General features: G+C 39.6%; 15 protein-coding genes, 15 tRNA genes and 2 pseudogenes. 5 read left to right on the plus strand and 27 right to left on the minus strand.

From position 1 onward, the window contains the following. Positions 1–42 precede the first annotated feature (42 nt). From D328_RS0114470 to D328_RS0114505, 10 genes and pseudogenes are all read right to left on the minus strand, one after another. The gene (locus D328_RS0114470) at positions 43–615 is read right to left on the minus strand and encodes a TetR/AcrR family transcriptional regulator (protein ID WP_026281187.1); all 573 of its coding nucleotides are present in this window, start codon (positions 613–615) and stop codon (positions 43–45) included. Positions 616–655: 40 nt separating this feature from the next. Beyond that, a complete protein-coding gene (locus D328_RS0114475; protein ID WP_018885747.1) occupies positions 656–1,246 on the minus strand; it encodes an NAD(P)H oxidoreductase in 591 nt (196 codons plus the stop codon). Between the two features lie 346 nt (positions 1,247–1,592). Continuing rightward, positions 1,593–2,030, minus strand: coding sequence for an aminotransferase class I/II-fold pyridoxal phosphate-dependent enzyme (locus tag D328_RS31550; protein WP_233426195.1), 438 nt, complete (start codon positions 2,028–2,030; stop codon positions 1,593–1,595). A gap of 54 nt (positions 2,031–2,084) precedes the next feature. Further along, positions 2,085–2,345 (minus strand): beta C-S lyase family protein, encoded by a 261-nt coding sequence (locus D328_RS31555; protein WP_233426196.1) that lies wholly within the window; start codon positions 2,343–2,345, stop codon positions 2,085–2,087. A gap of 268 nt (positions 2,346–2,613) precedes the next feature. Then, on the minus strand, positions 2,614–3,027 hold the full coding sequence (locus tag D328_RS0114485) for a TetR/AcrR family transcriptional regulator (RefSeq protein ID WP_233426203.1): 414 nt from the start codon (positions 3,025–3,027) through the stop codon (positions 2,614–2,616). 51 nt (positions 3,028–3,078) lie between these two features. Then, positions 3,079–3,186 (minus strand): annotated as a pseudogene (locus tag D328_RS31770) (TetR family transcriptional regulator); the annotation flags it as partial. A gap of 36 nt (positions 3,187–3,222) precedes the next feature. Then, positions 3,223–3,921, minus strand: coding sequence for a DUF4405 domain-containing protein (locus tag D328_RS0114490; protein WP_233426204.1), 699 nt, complete (start codon positions 3,919–3,921; stop codon positions 3,223–3,225). 79 nt (positions 3,922–4,000) lie between these two features. Continuing rightward, positions 4,001–4,612 carry a flavodoxin gene (locus tag D328_RS29185; protein ID WP_018885753.1) on the minus strand — a complete coding sequence of 204 codons (612 nt, stop codon included), beginning with the start codon at positions 4,610–4,612 and terminating at the stop codon, positions 4,001–4,003. 41 nt (positions 4,613–4,653) lie between these two features. Next, positions 4,654–5,502 (minus strand): annotated as a pseudogene (locus D328_RS30050) (DUF3737 family protein). Between the two features lie 249 nt (positions 5,503–5,751). Next, positions 5,752–6,096 carry a winged helix-turn-helix transcriptional regulator gene (locus tag D328_RS0114505; RefSeq protein ID WP_018885756.1) on the minus strand — a complete coding sequence of 115 codons (345 nt, stop codon included), beginning with the start codon at positions 6,094–6,096 and terminating at the stop codon, positions 5,752–5,754. 208 nt (positions 6,097–6,304) lie between these two features. On the opposite strand from D328_RS0114505, the gene D328_RS0114510 reads away from it, so the two are divergent. Continuing rightward, positions 6,305–7,411, plus strand: coding sequence for a Gfo/Idh/MocA family protein (locus tag D328_RS0114510; protein WP_018885757.1), 1,107 nt, complete (start codon positions 6,305–6,307; stop codon positions 7,409–7,411). Between the two features lie 130 nt (positions 7,412–7,541). Here D328_RS0114510 and D328_RS31890 read toward each other — a convergent pair whose 3' ends face one another. Both D328_RS31890 and D328_RS0114520 read right to left on the minus strand, forming a co-directional pair. Continuing rightward, positions 7,542–7,907: a TVP38/TMEM64 family protein gene (locus D328_RS31890; protein ID WP_407667791.1), complete on the minus strand. Its 366-nt coding sequence runs from the start codon at positions 7,905–7,907 to the stop codon at positions 7,542–7,544. Beyond that, entirely contained in the window at positions 7,908–8,165 is a 258-nt protein-coding gene (locus D328_RS0114520) for a hypothetical protein (RefSeq protein ID WP_018885759.1), read from the minus strand. It lies immediately after the preceding gene. 347 nt (positions 8,166–8,512) lie between these two features. Here D328_RS0114520 and D328_RS0114525 point away from each other — a divergent pair, with 347 nt between their 5' ends. From D328_RS0114525 to D328_RS0114545, 4 genes are all read left to right on the plus strand, one after another. Then, the gene (locus D328_RS0114525) at positions 8,513–8,902 is read left to right on the plus strand and encodes a sigma-70 family RNA polymerase sigma factor (RefSeq protein WP_018885760.1); all 390 of its coding nucleotides are present in this window, start codon (positions 8,513–8,515) and stop codon (positions 8,900–8,902) included. A gap of 83 nt (positions 8,903–8,985) precedes the next feature. Beyond that, positions 8,986–9,183, plus strand: a complete 198-nt coding sequence (locus D328_RS0114530) for a helix-turn-helix domain-containing protein (protein ID WP_018885761.1) — start codon at positions 8,986–8,988, stop codon at positions 9,181–9,183. 574 nt (positions 9,184–9,757) lie between these two features. After that, positions 9,758–10,039 (plus strand): helix-turn-helix domain-containing protein, encoded by a 282-nt coding sequence (locus D328_RS29195; RefSeq protein WP_018885763.1) that lies wholly within the window; start codon positions 9,758–9,760, stop codon positions 10,037–10,039. 75 nt (positions 10,040–10,114) lie between these two features. Beyond that, positions 10,115–11,326: a tyrosine-type recombinase/integrase gene (locus D328_RS0114545; RefSeq protein WP_018885764.1), complete on the plus strand. Its 1,212-nt coding sequence runs from the start codon at positions 10,115–10,117 to the stop codon at positions 11,324–11,326. A 43-nt stretch (positions 11,327–11,369) separates the two neighbouring features. Here D328_RS0114545 and D328_RS0114550 read toward each other — a convergent pair. From D328_RS0114550 to D328_RS0114620, 15 genes are all read right to left on the minus strand, one after another. Further along, positions 11,370–11,448, minus strand: a tRNA-Leu gene (locus D328_RS0114550). Between the two features lie 188 nt (positions 11,449–11,636). Then, a tRNA-Cys gene (locus tag D328_RS0114555) sits at positions 11,637–11,710 on the minus strand. A gap of 11 nt (positions 11,711–11,721) precedes the next feature. After that, positions 11,722–11,793 (minus strand) — tRNA-Gly (locus tag D328_RS0114560). A gap of 6 nt (positions 11,794–11,799) precedes the next feature. Further along, a tRNA-Gln gene (locus tag D328_RS0114565) sits at positions 11,800–11,874 on the minus strand. A 20-nt stretch (positions 11,875–11,894) separates the two neighbouring features. After that, positions 11,895–11,967: transfer RNA gene (locus tag D328_RS0114570), tRNA-His, on the minus strand. 17 nt (positions 11,968–11,984) lie between these two features. Beyond that, positions 11,985–12,058: transfer RNA gene (locus D328_RS0114575), tRNA-Trp, on the minus strand. A 7-nt stretch (positions 12,059–12,065) separates the two neighbouring features. Continuing rightward, positions 12,066–12,151, minus strand: a tRNA-Tyr gene (locus D328_RS0114580). Between the two features lie 5 nt (positions 12,152–12,156). Continuing rightward, positions 12,157–12,232, minus strand: a tRNA-Thr gene (locus tag D328_RS0114585). Positions 12,233–12,255: 23 nt separating this feature from the next. Further along, positions 12,256–12,331: transfer RNA gene (locus D328_RS0114590), tRNA-Phe, on the minus strand. Positions 12,332–12,388: 57 nt separating this feature from the next. After that, a tRNA-Asp gene (locus D328_RS0114595) sits at positions 12,389–12,465 on the minus strand. Positions 12,466–12,496: 31 nt separating this feature from the next. Then, positions 12,497–12,570 (minus strand) — tRNA-Met (locus tag D328_RS0114600). Positions 12,571–12,581: 11 nt separating this feature from the next. Continuing rightward, a tRNA-Val gene (locus tag D328_RS0114605) sits at positions 12,582–12,657 on the minus strand. Positions 12,658–12,874: 217 nt separating this feature from the next. Continuing rightward, positions 12,875–12,946, minus strand: a tRNA-Glu gene (locus D328_RS0114610). 131 nt (positions 12,947–13,077) lie between these two features. Further along, a tRNA-Ser gene (locus D328_RS0114615) sits at positions 13,078–13,166 on the minus strand. Positions 13,167–13,169: 3 nt separating this feature from the next. Next, positions 13,170–13,245: transfer RNA gene (locus D328_RS0114620), tRNA-Asn, on the minus strand. Between the last annotated feature and the right edge of the window lie 102 nt (positions 13,246–13,347).

Genomic DNA, 13,347 nt, shown 5'->3' on the forward strand with positions numbered 1-13,347 from the left:
AGAGGGATCTCAAGATTGATATTTCTCCCTCTGAACGTTTGCCTAAGCTTTCATAGCATCCCAGGTCATTTGAATGATTTCATCTATACGATTTTGCTCCAACTGAATTCTACCACCAAAATATTCTTTAAAATAATGCATCACTGGATTGAACATAAACATATGAAGCAGACCAGCATCGACTTGCTTAAATACATGTTCATCTTTGCCCTTTTCAAACAAGTTAAAAAGCGGCTGGAATAAATGGGCTCCTTCAGTTCGTGATAATTTGTTAAGGAGAGGTGAATTGGAGAACTGCTCGGCAAATAGAAATTCATCTTTATGAGACAGTACAAACTTTACATAATTTCTTAACGCATGCTCAAATGCCGATTGGATTGAGATCGAATCATCATAATTGTGGAATACTTCCAGACTCATATCCTTTTTGATACATATATATAATTTATTCAGCATATCCTCCTTATTCTCAAAGTAGACATAAATGGTTGAAGCCGACACTCCTGCTTGTTTGGCAATCTTGGACATCGAGGCTTGTGATAATCCCTGATCATTGATAAGTTGAATTGCTGCATTAAAAATGTTTTCTCTTTTATTATCATCTTTGTGTCTCATGAATTTATATTAAACGATCGTTCGTTTAAAGTCAAATGATTCAAAAATTCTTACCTATTTGATAAGCTTGCAAATGCAACTGTTCGAAATGAGCCTTTAATGCGACTTCATGTACCATACCTTCTGCACCCATGGAATCATACAGAAAGCATACTTCGGAATCACGTACACCAACATAATCAGCGATTCCAACATTAAGATGGTGCTCCATCATCAGTTGATAACCACGTTTTTTAAACCCGTATCTTGAATCAGCTGCAATAGCAACCCATCTTATTTTTTCAATCGGCAATTTACTTGTCCCATAAGCAAAGCCACTGTTAAATACCCGATCAATATACCCTTTCAGTATGGCTGGAGTGCTATGCCACCATACAGGGAACACAAAAATAATAGCATCATGATTCCTGATGCGTTCCATCTCACGCTGAACTTCATCGGAATAGACTTTATCTGGATTTCCAAAGTCAGGCTCGTCTGCCGGAAATAATAGAGGATTGAATTTTTCCGCATACAAATCCAATATTTCATATTCATGTCCAGTGTTGATTAACCCCTCAGTCAGTTTTTTTGTCAGACTCCATGTCAATGAATCTGTCCGTGGATGGGATACAACTACAAGCGTTTTCATATTATATATCTCCTTTGGATAACTTCTTTAGTCATTATTATTTTGGGAATTATGATTTTAAGACATGTTCTAATCGTTCAAGACCTAGGATCATTAAATATCTGAAACAAGCAATATTAATGCGGATGAACCCTGCACCTGCTTCACCATAGGTAGAGCCATCAATGATTCTAAGTCGTCCCTCTTGCAGAATTTTTTCACAAAACTCCTTCGAACCTATCCCCAGATCCGAACAATCAATCCAGATTAAATATGTGGCTTCAGGGATCACAACCTTTAGCTCTGGAAGCCTTTCATTCATAAAAGCGACAAAATAATCCCTGTTTCCCTCAAGGTAGTGCAGTAATTAGTTTAACCAATCTTCTCCTTCGTTATAGGCGGCAATCAGTGCCTCAATTCCGAAAGCGTTAGGCTCAATTACCTCATTAACATTGAGTGAGCGATTAATTTTCAATCTGTACTGTTCATTTGCAACTATAATATTAGATGTTTTAAGTCCGGCAAGATTAAAGGTTTTACTAGATGCTGTGCATGTGATGGAATTCATCAGAAAGCTTTCACAAATGGATGCAAAAGGGATGTGCCTGTGCCCCGTATACACCAAATCCCTATGAATTTCATCTACCAAAACAAGTACATTATATTTCAGACATATATCTCCTAAACGTTGCAGCTCACTGATTCTCCAGACTCTTCCAACAGGATTATGTGGGTTACAAAGAATAGAAATTTTCACTTTATCATTTGAAGCTTTCTCTTCGAAATCCCCCAAAATCAATTTCATAACCCTCCCCGTTGTACTTTAATTCATTAATTACGATATCGCATCGATTGTTAGTTATTGAGGTATTAAAACAGGTGACTGAATGATTACTTTATCGCCTGGCTCTGTGAAAGCCTGGATGACAGCAGAGAGCGATGGAATAACACCTGTGCTCACTTCAATCCAGTCTTTTTGGATCTTGAAGTTATGACGCTTGTCCCACCAGTTAACCTCAGCTTCATAATAGGTATCTGGAATGGTAGTATATCCATAAATTCCATGCTCAGCTCTCTTTTCAAGTGATTTGATGATGGGATCTGCTGTTTGAAAATCCATATCAGCGACCCACATGGGTATAAGCTCTCTTTCACTAGATGAGTCCCATTTAACACTATTCGTATTTTTTCTGCTTATTATATGGTCAAAGTCATACCTCAAAACACATGCCTCTTCTCAGTTACTATTTTTCATGAACAGTGTATTTACTGCTCTTATTACCAGGAATTTCCGAACAAAAACTCGAATGTTCGTTTAATTTATAATAAACAATCACGAACAGAGGGATTTTCCATGTTGAATGTAGGCTCCCTCTGATAGATCTTTCCTAAGCTTTAATAGCATCCCAGGTCATTTGTATTAATTCGTTCAAGCGTTCTTGCTCCAACTCGATGCGTCCGCCAAAATATTCTTTAACATATTGCATCGTTGGATTAAATGTAAACATATGAAGCAGGCTAGTATCCACTTGCTTGAAGACCTGTTCACGCTTACCCTTCTCATACAGATTAAATAGAGGTTCGAACAAACTGGCTCCTTCCATCAACGACAACTTATGAAGAAGTGGTGAGTTGGAAAATTGCTCAGCAAATAAAAATTCATCTTTATGGCTCAAAATAAAGTCTGAAAAATTTTTCAACGCATGCTCGAACGCCGACTGGATCGAAATCGAACCATCATAATTATGGAATACTGCTAGGCTCATGTCTTTCTTAATACTTAAATACAGCTTATTCAGCATGTCCTCCTTATTCTCGAAGTATACGTATATCGTCGAGGCAGATACGTTTGCTCTTTTGGCGATCTTGGACATTGAAGTCTCTGATAAACCATGTTCATTAATTAATTGAATCGCTGCATGAAAAATACGCTCTCTTTTATTCTCATCTTTATGTCTCATGTGATTTATATTAAATAATTGCCTGTTTAAAGTCAATCAAGGTTGCTTTTTTTGAAGAACCTTCCCGGTTGTCTTCTTCTTAGGTATCAGCTTCAGAGCATAATGCGTCCCGGCGATGTAGATTCCCATAATCATGAGATGATCCAATAGAACCTTCATGCCGGATTGATTAGAGTTCTGCTCCCAATTGTCAAAGGTATAATATAAGATTAACTTGGGACCTACATTCCTATCCAAAGAAGCCTGCACTCCATAGACAACAATCAACACAGCGAATACACGTAACGCAATTGTACGTATTTTGTTCTTGTCTGTAATCCCTGTAAGCTTTCGTGCTGCCCCAATAATCATGATCCAGTGCATTCCTATGTGCAATGCGATCAGGATTAGCCCCCAGTATGCAGCGAGTGTATGAATCTGCCTAACGATTATTCCATTCTCAATTGGAATAAAGGCAAATACGGTACGAGATATTGGTATCGCACTTATGATCAGTACTGCCATCGTTACAAGAAGAAGGAGATTGATAGTTATGGTCAGAACACGACGTATATTCATTTTCCCTTTAAAGATGCTCTGATACCACTTTCTATTTAAAATATTGTGAATTATAAACAATATGAATATGGAAACTCCAAATATTTCATGGAACATATTCCCTGTAAAATGGTACGCCATCTCCACGACCATAAGGATTGTCATCACAAGGTCAATACTCAATCGAACTAACATCATCGGTTTCAATAGTGTTTTACCCTCCGCATACAGAATCTTGAGGATGAAGAGATATGCAACAACTCGTATTCATTGAAGTTTAATTGTTAATTCCCAGATCAGCCAACCACTCAGCTACATCTTCCTGTGCTGAATCTGCGCTTCTCCCCCGGACGGAGAAACCATCCACAATGGTTGATTGAGGGCTAAGCTTTTCAATATCTGCAATGCTACGACCAAAGCCACTTCCATCATGTGTAGTGAACGGAACTATCGTTTTTCCGGAAAGATCATTTTCTTCCAAAAAGGTAAACAGTGCCATAGGTATCGTTCCCCACCAGTTAGGATAACCCAGGAAAATCACATCGTATGATTCCAAGTTATCTACTTGGTTTGCTAGTTCGGGTCTATAGTTATCATTTTGCTCTTGCTGCGCCTGATCTGTAAGTGCATCATAGTCGGCAGGATAAGGAACTACTGTTTCAATTTTGAAAATGTCTCCCCCAACGGTTTCCTGGATTTGATTTGCTATTGTTTCTGTATTTCCGCTAATTGAGAAATATGCAATCAGAATTTTCTGATCGGTGATATCCAACTCAGATGCTGTTGTTGTCTTTGTAACATCCCCGGAACCAGTTGTTGTGTTGTTGCTACAGGCAGCCAAAGCAAAAGCTGTTATTAGCGCTAATATTATCAATTGTAATTTCTTCATCACTTTTCTCCTCCATAATATTCTTTTTCAGGAAAAGGACTTCATGTTAATTGTTTACTTAGTAAAAGAATTACTGTATCAGAAACATTTAACTCGGGATCATCCAGAATGAATTCTTTTATATCTTCAACATGAATAACACCACGAATGGGGTTTTTGACACTGTCAATAGTATTAATGATCTGAGCTTGCACGGTTGAATATTCAAAGCTTAAATCAGCGTCTATCATTTCACAATTTTCTAAAACTATATTTTCTGCATAACAGAGTGGCTAGGTCCCAATAATTTTACAGTTAACCAGTCTAAGATTTTTGGAATACCATCCTAGGTATTCTCCTTCTAAAACAGAGTCATATACGGTAATATCTTTTGTATTCCAAAAGGAATCTTTTGATTTAATAACACAATTTCTAAACGTACCAATATGAACATGCTGGAAAGAATAATCTCCATCGAGTGAGAATTGATTGATTTCAAGATTGGCACCATGTAATAATAGATAATCCCCTCTGAATTTAGAGTTAGTGATCTTAACCTTGGAACAGTCCCACAGGGTTTCATTCGTATTCATTTCTGTTTTATTAATCGTAATGCCTTGACTATCTCTAAAAATTTTAGGGGCATCGACTCTGCAATCATTCATGATTATATTGCTGGAGTACCATATAGCCGCCCGGCTACCATCAGAAAAATAACTACTTTCTATTTCCACATCTTCATTGTGCCAAAATGGATATTTACTCGAAATGTTACATTGAGAGACTTTCAAGTGCTTACTCTCTTTTATTGCAGATTCTCCTGGTAGAAACTCACTATTCTTTACCCTAGCATTACGAAGTTTATATAGTGGGCGTTCTCCTACAAATGTTTTGTTTTCAATCAACTTCATCGTAGCCCCTTCTTTCTTTTTCTGTTAAATTTCTGTAAGTGATACTATCGAAATTTAATCGAATGTTCGTTTAATTACTGATAAATCAAAAAAATGTTTAGTATCACTTTCAGTCGTTTTTATCTTAAACGATTGTTCGATTAAAATCAAGTGCAAAACTTTCTTCCTATCCAATTCATTAACTCAACAGTTTTTTAAAGTTGACTAATTGGGAAATTGCTTCAAAATATGCCCCTTCATTACGACTTATTAAAGTTTGATTTGATCCAAGGGTTTGAGAATTAACTTTTCGCCCCAATCACACATTTGAGTTAGAAGTGGTTTCAAAGACCAGCCCAGCTCACTGAGTTCATACACAACCTTAGGTGGAATCTCACTATATATCGTACGTACAATGATCCCATCTCCTTCTAACTCCCGCAGTTGCTGAGTTAACATCTTCTGACTAATTTTTGGAATTTCTTTTTTTAATTCACTTGTCCTCTTGGCTCCAAATATTAAATGATAAATGATAAGAGTTTTCCATTTTCCACCGATGACCTCAAGTGTAGCCTCTCCAGGTATATTATAATTTGTATCTTTATGCGATTTCATAATTCTATCCTCCATTGTATAGGTTACTTTTATACCCTATAGCACCGTTTGGTTCCTATGGGACTAAAAAGTGCGTAATTTATAATAATCATTTTATCGTATACAATCCTGTTATAGTTCAAAATGGCTACTTTTCATGAGCTTAATTGAATTACTTACACGTTATTGACACAAAATTGAGTATGCAGATTTAAGTAGGAGGAGAAGTATGAAAACAAAGAAAATAGGTGTTGGTATTATCGGAGCTAGTCCATATGGTGGTTGGGCTAGCATCTCACATGTCCCAGCTATTCAAAATCTATCAGAGTTTGAACTAGTAGCCGTGTGTACTTCACGTCAAGAAAGTGCTGATGAAGCAGCGAAGAAATTCAATGTTCTTGCTCTTACCGATCCGTATGAACTTTCACTCCATCCGGATGTAGATGTTGTTGTTATTACCGTTAAAGTTCCTGAACATGCCAGATTAGTAAAAGCTGCATTGAATGCAGGAAAACATGTTTACTGTGAATGGCCGCTTGCAAGAACAACGAGCGAAGCCTTAGAACTCTTGAGCTTAGCAGAAGATAAAGGTGTTCGCCATGTAATTGGTCTGCAAGGGCGCGCTAATCCCGCAATAAACTATGTTAAAGATCTGATTTCTGACGGGTATGTTGGAGAAGTGCAGTCTGTCAAAATAAATTATGAAATCTCTACCTTTCCCAATATGGGCAATACGATAAATGAATCTCATGTGTACTTTCTCGATGAATACAATGGCGCTGATCAACTGACCATCGGAGCAGGTCATCTATTAGACGGTATCCATCATATCTTTGGAGAGTTTTCGCAGGTATCCGCTAGACTGGAAACCAAAGTTAAAGAAGTTAACGTAATAGAAACAGGAGATATCGTCTCAGCAACTGCACCTGATCATGTCGAAGTGGATGGCATTTTAAGCAACACTGCAACCATTTCCCTCCGTGTAAGTAATACAGATTCTGATATTTTCAGCATGAAAATCAGTGGTACCGAAGGTATGCTGCACCTTAACTCCAAAGATAAGCTAATGTTCGAAATGGATCCATTTACGCTGGAAGGATCTCAAGAAAATGGTGATCTTAAGGAATTGGAAATTCCGTCATCCTATTATCTTGTTCCGTCAGAACTCCGTTCAGGTGCTCAGTTCAATGTTGCTCAACTTTATGCCCAATTCTATCAGGACCTAGCCACAAATAAACATGAAACACCCGACTTCCAGATAGGTGTACAAGTGCACCGTTTGATGGATGTGATTCGTGAAGCTGCTACAACAGGAACAAAACAAGTCATCCAATAAGTCTAATACCAGTGACAGCAATCGTTGTGCCTGTCGTTGAAATCTAATGGCGGCCGTTTCTTGGTAATATACCGGGAACGGTCGTTTATATTTCCGTAGCCTGTTCCTAAGACTAGCAAGGGCGGAATTCCTACTTTCTATTACTTAACAAACCTCTGTTTCGATAGATTATGAATAACAATAACAAAAAGGCACTATAGATTAAAATAGCTTGTAGCCATTTCTCATTGCTGGACCAAATTCCATCCCCTACGTAGGAGAAAACTAGCATAGCTGGAATCTTCCCTAAGAACGTGGCTAGAATAAATACGCTAAATCTTAGTTTGAATACGCCTGCATACACATTGATTACAACGGCCGGAAAGATTGGAATGATTCGCCCTATGAGAACGGTCCAGAACAGATGGCGTTTAATCATCATTTTTAGCCTTTCCAAAAACGAATATTTAATGAGCAACTGGCTTCCCCATGCATGTAGAACGTTCGTAGCCAACACCTAAATAATCATAGCTGCAAATGTAGATGCTGATATATTTACAATACTCCCCCAGAGCAGCCCATATTTTGCACCCATTATTCCACCGACAATACCAAAGGGAATAACGGGAAAAATAGCAAAAATCGTCACCGTAATAAATACCAAAGGAAAATAAGGCGTATTATCCGCACTTATCCATGCATATAACATGTCTCGATTAATCATGATGATTATGATAATTAGTATATTTACACTAAGCAGTACCCATTTTTTCAAATCTCATCTCTCCTATTCAATTGATGGATCGCTGTAGGCTCAGTTAAGAGTCCATATGCTTGCTAATTCCTATCTTATCCATCCACATCTTTGTGCTGTTCTTTCTCAGACCAAACCCAACTATCAGGCAAAATCCCTCAGACATTAAGAAACAGGTTGATAAAGAGCACGCCTAAACGACTCTATTACTTCTCATTGTTTGATCATATACTCACATATAAAACATTTATTATATGTTGATAAGCAGCAAAAATAGAGTTTAATCTTCCATTTATTATTTTTTTTGATTGTAAGTTGCCTTTTTCGACTCTGCTCCCCATTTAATTACTGAGAGGAGATGATATCTTATGACTTCAGGAGTTGGAGTTAATAATTTCATTGAAAGAGCATTCAGTAGTTATGTTAAAACATGTCTCCAACATGCTAAAAAAGATTATTCTGGGAAGCTAAGGCGTGATTCAGCTTATGTTGTTCCTTTAGATGCCGTAAATTTCGAGATCAATATAAACTTTTTAGTTCGTCATCACGATATACTACAGACTCAAAACGTTCCTATACTTTCTCAAATTCCTGAAATATTACATCTTACATCAAAAGAACAAAGGCTTTTATACCATAAGTATTGCGAAGATAAAACAGATAAGGAAATTGCTCAACTTTTAGGAACTAGCAGACAAGCTGTTTCGAAAATGAAATCAAATGTTCTGGTGAAGCTTAAAAGCATTATGGAGAAATAAAGGCTCGTTTGCTTGTCGTAGCCCTCCCTTTTTATCATACATCACTTATCATTCAGTTCTAAGCGATAAAAAGGAGGATGAATATGAATAGCGTTTCTACTCTACTTCAATTAGCACAAGAAGGTAACAAAGAAGCTGAAGCTAAGTTGATTACCCGTTATGGGCCAGTTATTAATAAATACGCCAAACGAAATGGAACCATCGATGAAGATTGCAAACAACAGTTGACAATTGCCTTTATCCTGGCAGTTCGTCGCTTTGACCTTAATCGTTACAAGTAATCGCGAGCAGGGCCATGTGGATTTTATTCCACATGGCCTTGCCCGTATTTTACATACTCTTATATTAGCAGCATTGTGAACATTTCACGAAGCAAGTTGCCTTTTTTAATTCAAGCTCCCATTTATATTACAGGAAGCAATCAGGTAGATAAGCAAATCTGCTTTGATTGATTCTTGATCTTTGAAAACATCATATTACTTGTTTCAAGTACGTTCCTTTCTCTGCTGTGAAAACAGAAGCGACGAAGCGGAAACGCCATGATAGCTCTCTATTAGGGCTTGAGCGACCACATCTCCGGCTATAATCATCCTGTGGTGGGATGAATCGCCATAACCAGAGTAAGGGGATCATGATACTTCTGCCCGGCCAACGTCACGGTATTGGGGGCAGCTCGCTCGGATGAGGGGGAGCTTCATCATATTGTTGAAGCTATGATGCTGACTTACCATCAGCAGCTTGAAATAACATTTATCCTTCACTCTATGGAGATGAGAGCATTATGATGTCATCTTATTATGCACGCAGCCCACCTCGACCCAACTACATATCCAATTGAAAAGGAGACTTTGTTATATGCCAGAACAATCTGTGCTATTACCTTTAGCCACAAAGCATCTTCTTATATCCATGTTTGAACAATATCCTGATGTTGTGAATGTTCCCCAACTATGCGAAATGCTCGGTGGCATTAGTTGCAAGAGCGCCTATAAACTGTTGCAATCAAATCGCATTCAACACTTTAAAATCGGACGAGCATACAAAGTACCTAAAATTCAAGTTATTGTCTACCTTCATTCATTGATGCAGTCACAACAGTTACATTCGAAAGACAACTTTAATACATTAACGCATTGAACCGCTGTCTTTACTATGATATAATTATCGTGTCAATGGTAGAGATACGGGCTGCTAACCAAGAGAGGATCGGGTATGATAGCAGGCCACCTACAAGAGAAAAAAAACCTTTTCTATATTGTATTAAACTGTAAAGATGAACATGGGAAACGAAAACCTAAATGGATTCCTACTGGGCTTAAGGTAAAAGGCAACAAGAAAAAAGCTGAAATTATGCTTCAAGAAGCCAGAAAGAATCATTACCTGGAGGAACAAGCTCAAGCAATAGAAGCCGAAAAAAAAGCTGTAATAGCTACGACGGCCGCTCCATCTGATGTCAACAAAAGACTGTTTGCAGACTTCATGTTGCAATGGTTAGAGATGATGAAGAATAGTATCGAGCTTATCACCTACATCTCTTATTCTAACGCCGTAAAAGGCCGTATAGAGCCTTATTTTCGTGAGAAAGGGATTATGCTAGAGGACTTAACCACTGAGGATATTCAGAACTATTATACGCATGAAATGAATGTACGAGGTGTGAGTGCAAATACCGTTATTCATTACCATGCAAATATTCGCAAAGCGCTTCAATATGCCGTGAAAATAAAGCTAATTGTAGCGAACCCTGCCAACCTTGTAGAACGTCCTAAAAAGAACAACTATGTGGCAAGCTTTTACAATGTAGAGGAAATGAATCAACTCTTGGCTGCAATCCTCGGCGAAAAAATTGAGCTTGCCATTATTCTGGCTGCTTTTTATGGTCTACGACGAAGCGAAGTGGTGGGCCTGAAATGGTCAGCTATTGATTTAATGAACCGAACCATTACTATCAAGCATACAGTTACATCCGGTACGCTAGATGGTAAGTTCATTGAAATTGAGAAAGATCGTACCAAGAACAAAGCTAGTCGCCGCACGCTGCCACTGGTGGACAAGTTCTACGAAATTCTGATGTGCATGAAAGAGCAACAAGAGGCTTATCGCTCCTCTTATGGCAATACCTACTGTACTGACTACCTGGATTACATTTATTTAGACGCATTGGGGCAGCGTATTAAGCCTGGTTATATTACACAGCATTTTCCCATTCTGCTAAAGAGATACCGCTTTAGACGCATTCGCTATCACGATCTCCGTCATAGCTGCGCCAGTCTGTTGCTTTCTAACGGGGTAAGCATGAAAGAGGTTCAGGAATGGCTAGGGCACAGTGATTACGCAACAACGGCCAATATTTATTCGCATTTGGAATACAACTCAAAAGTATCTTCAGCTCAAATAATGAGTGATGTACTTAAAATCAAATAAAAAAAGCTCATTAGAGAATATCTCCAATGAACTCTTTTAGCTATACCGGCGAGAGGACTCGAACCTCCACGGTTTCCCACTCGATTTTGAGTCGAGCGCGTCTGCCATTCCGCCACGCCGGCAAAATATAATGTCTTCCATCGCTCCTCTGGACAAAGGAGAGAACTACAGGAGAGAACTTTTAAAACACTTTTTAAAGAATCCAGTCATACCAAGGCTTTAGCGGTTATTTCTTCGACTTACGCTCACGATTTTGAGTCGAGCGCGTCTGCCATTCCGCCACGCCGGCGTAGTATAAAATAATAGCCTATGGAGGCGCCACCCAGATTCGAACTGGGGATAAAGCTTTTGCAGAGCTGTGCCTTACCACTTGGCTATGGCGCCATAATATACAAAGCGGACGACGGGAATCGAACCCGCGACCCTCGCCTTGGCAAGGCGATGCTCTACCGCTGAGCCACGTCCGCATGTAATGGCTGGGGATATAGGATTTGAACCTATGCATGACGGAGTCAAAGTCCGTTGCCTTACCGCTTGGCTAATCCCCATTAAGCTTTAAAACAAAAAGGGCGATCGAGGGGAATTGAACCCCCGAGTGCCGGATCCACAAACCGGTGCGTTAACCACTTCGCCACGATCGCCATATTTAAAATGTGATTGGCAGGGGCAGCAGGAATTGAACCCACACTAACGGTTTTGGAGACCGCTGTTCTACCTTTAAACTATGCCCCTAAAAAACTGGTGGAGGATGATGGATTCGAACCACCGAACCCGTAAGGGAGCAGATTTACAGTCTGATGCGTTTGGCCACTTCGCTAATCCTCCATGGATGGTGCCGGCGAGAGGACTTGAACCCCCAACCTACTGATTACAAGTCAGTTGCTCTACCAGTTGAGCTACACCGGCGTAATACTTAATTACAAGTTATATGGTGGCTCGGGACGGAATCGAACCGCCGACACGAGGATTTTCAGTCCTCTGCTCTACCGACTGAGCTACCGAGCCTTACCTACGTAATGATCTGCCATGTAATTAAGAAATCACATTATTCAATTGTAATAATGGCGGAACTGACGGGATTCGAACCCGCGATCTCCTGCGTGACAGGCAGGCATGTTAGGCCTCTACACCACAGTTCCATGAAACAACTTTCAATTTCTTGAAAGATAATTGCGGGGACAGGATTTGAACCTGTGACCTTCGGGTTATGAGCCCGACGAGCTACCGAACTGCTCCACCCCGCGATATTAAATTATGGTGGAGGCTGAGGGGATCGAACCCCCGACCCTCTGCTTGTAAGGCAGATGCTCTCCCAGCTGAGCTAAGCCTCCAAAGTTAATTACCTAATATATAGTAACACATCTGCATGCCAATTATCAACTAATTTTACATTGCGTCCATTTTTTCTCAACAAATAAAAAATTAATGATATGACCCAAAGGGGATGCGCCTCACGTTGTGAGTCGACTGCGATGTATTTCTACCGAAGCTTATACTCCGACGAACCATTAGGGGTTCTCATCTTTCATCGGCTATGGGATAGCCTTATGACCCGTAGGGGATTCGAACCCCTGTTACCTCCGTGAAAGGGAGGTGTCTTAACCCCTTGACCAACGGGCCTTGTAAATTAGTGAATCAACGGAGAGAGAGGGATACTCTCACTTCGTTCGAGACTGCGATGTATTTCTATCGATGCGTATGCTTCGACGTACCCCTTATGGGTTCTCATCCCAACCGTGATGTAAAAGCTACGGAGAGAGAGGGATTCGAACCCTCGAGACGCTTTTGGCGCCTACACGATTTCCAATCGTGCTCCTTCGGCCAACTCGGACACCTCTCCATATGGCTCCCCGAACAGGACTCGAACCTGTGACAACTCGATTAACAGTCGAGTGCTCTACCAACTGAGCTATCAGGGAATATATTTTCAGGTTACACCCTGAAAACTGGAACCGAAACGAATCATTGCATTTCACTTTAGGATAAGCCCTCGACCGATTAGTACTGGTCAGCTCCATGCA

The sequence above is a fragment of the Paenibacillus massiliensis 2301065 = DSM 16942 genome (genome assembly GCF_000377505.1).
Taxonomy (GTDB): Bacteria; Bacillota; Bacilli; order Paenibacillales; family Paenibacillaceae; genus Paenibacillus; species Paenibacillus massiliensis.

What these genes read in the sequence shown, in the direction of transcription:
- D328_RS0114470 (WP_026281187.1), bottom strand. Translation starts at nt 615, where the DNA reads ATGAGACACAAAGATGATAATAAAAGAGAAAACATTTTTAATGCAGCA.
- D328_RS0114475 (WP_018885747.1), bottom strand. Translation starts at nt 1,246, where the DNA reads ATGAAAACGCTTGTAGTTGTATCCCATCCACGGACAGATTCATTGACA.
- D328_RS31550 (WP_233426195.1), bottom strand. Translation starts at nt 2,030, where the DNA reads ATGAAATTGATTTTGGGGGATTTCGAAGAGAAAGCTTCAAATGATAAA.
- D328_RS31555 (WP_233426196.1), bottom strand. Translation starts at nt 2,345, where the DNA reads ATGGATTTTCAAACAGCAGATCCCATCATCAAATCACTTGAAAAGAGA.
- D328_RS0114485 (WP_233426203.1), bottom strand. Translation starts at nt 3,027, where the DNA reads ATGCTGAATAAGCTGTATTTAAGTATTAAGAAAGACATGAGCCTAGCA.
- D328_RS0114490 (WP_233426204.1), bottom strand. Translation starts at nt 3,921, where the DNA reads ATGATGTTAGTTCGATTGAGTATTGACCTTGTGATGACAATCCTTATG.
- D328_RS29185 (WP_018885753.1), bottom strand. Translation starts at nt 4,612, where the DNA reads ATGAAGAAATTACAATTGATAATATTAGCGCTAATAACAGCTTTTGCT.
- D328_RS0114505 (WP_018885756.1), bottom strand. Translation starts at nt 6,096, where the DNA reads ATGAAATCGCATAAAGATACAAATTATAATATACCTGGAGAGGCTACA.
- D328_RS0114510 (WP_018885757.1), top strand. Translation starts at nt 6,305, where the DNA reads ATGAAAACAAAGAAAATAGGTGTTGGTATTATCGGAGCTAGTCCATAT.
- D328_RS0114525 (WP_018885760.1), top strand. Translation starts at nt 8,513, where the DNA reads ATGACTTCAGGAGTTGGAGTTAATAATTTCATTGAAAGAGCATTCAGT.
- D328_RS0114530 (WP_018885761.1), top strand. Translation starts at nt 8,986, where the DNA reads ATGAATAGCGTTTCTACTCTACTTCAATTAGCACAAGAAGGTAACAAA.
- D328_RS29195 (WP_018885763.1), top strand. Translation starts at nt 9,758, where the DNA reads ATGCCAGAACAATCTGTGCTATTACCTTTAGCCACAAAGCATCTTCTT.
- D328_RS0114545 (WP_018885764.1), top strand. Translation starts at nt 10,115, where the DNA reads ATGATAGCAGGCCACCTACAAGAGAAAAAAAACCTTTTCTATATTGTA.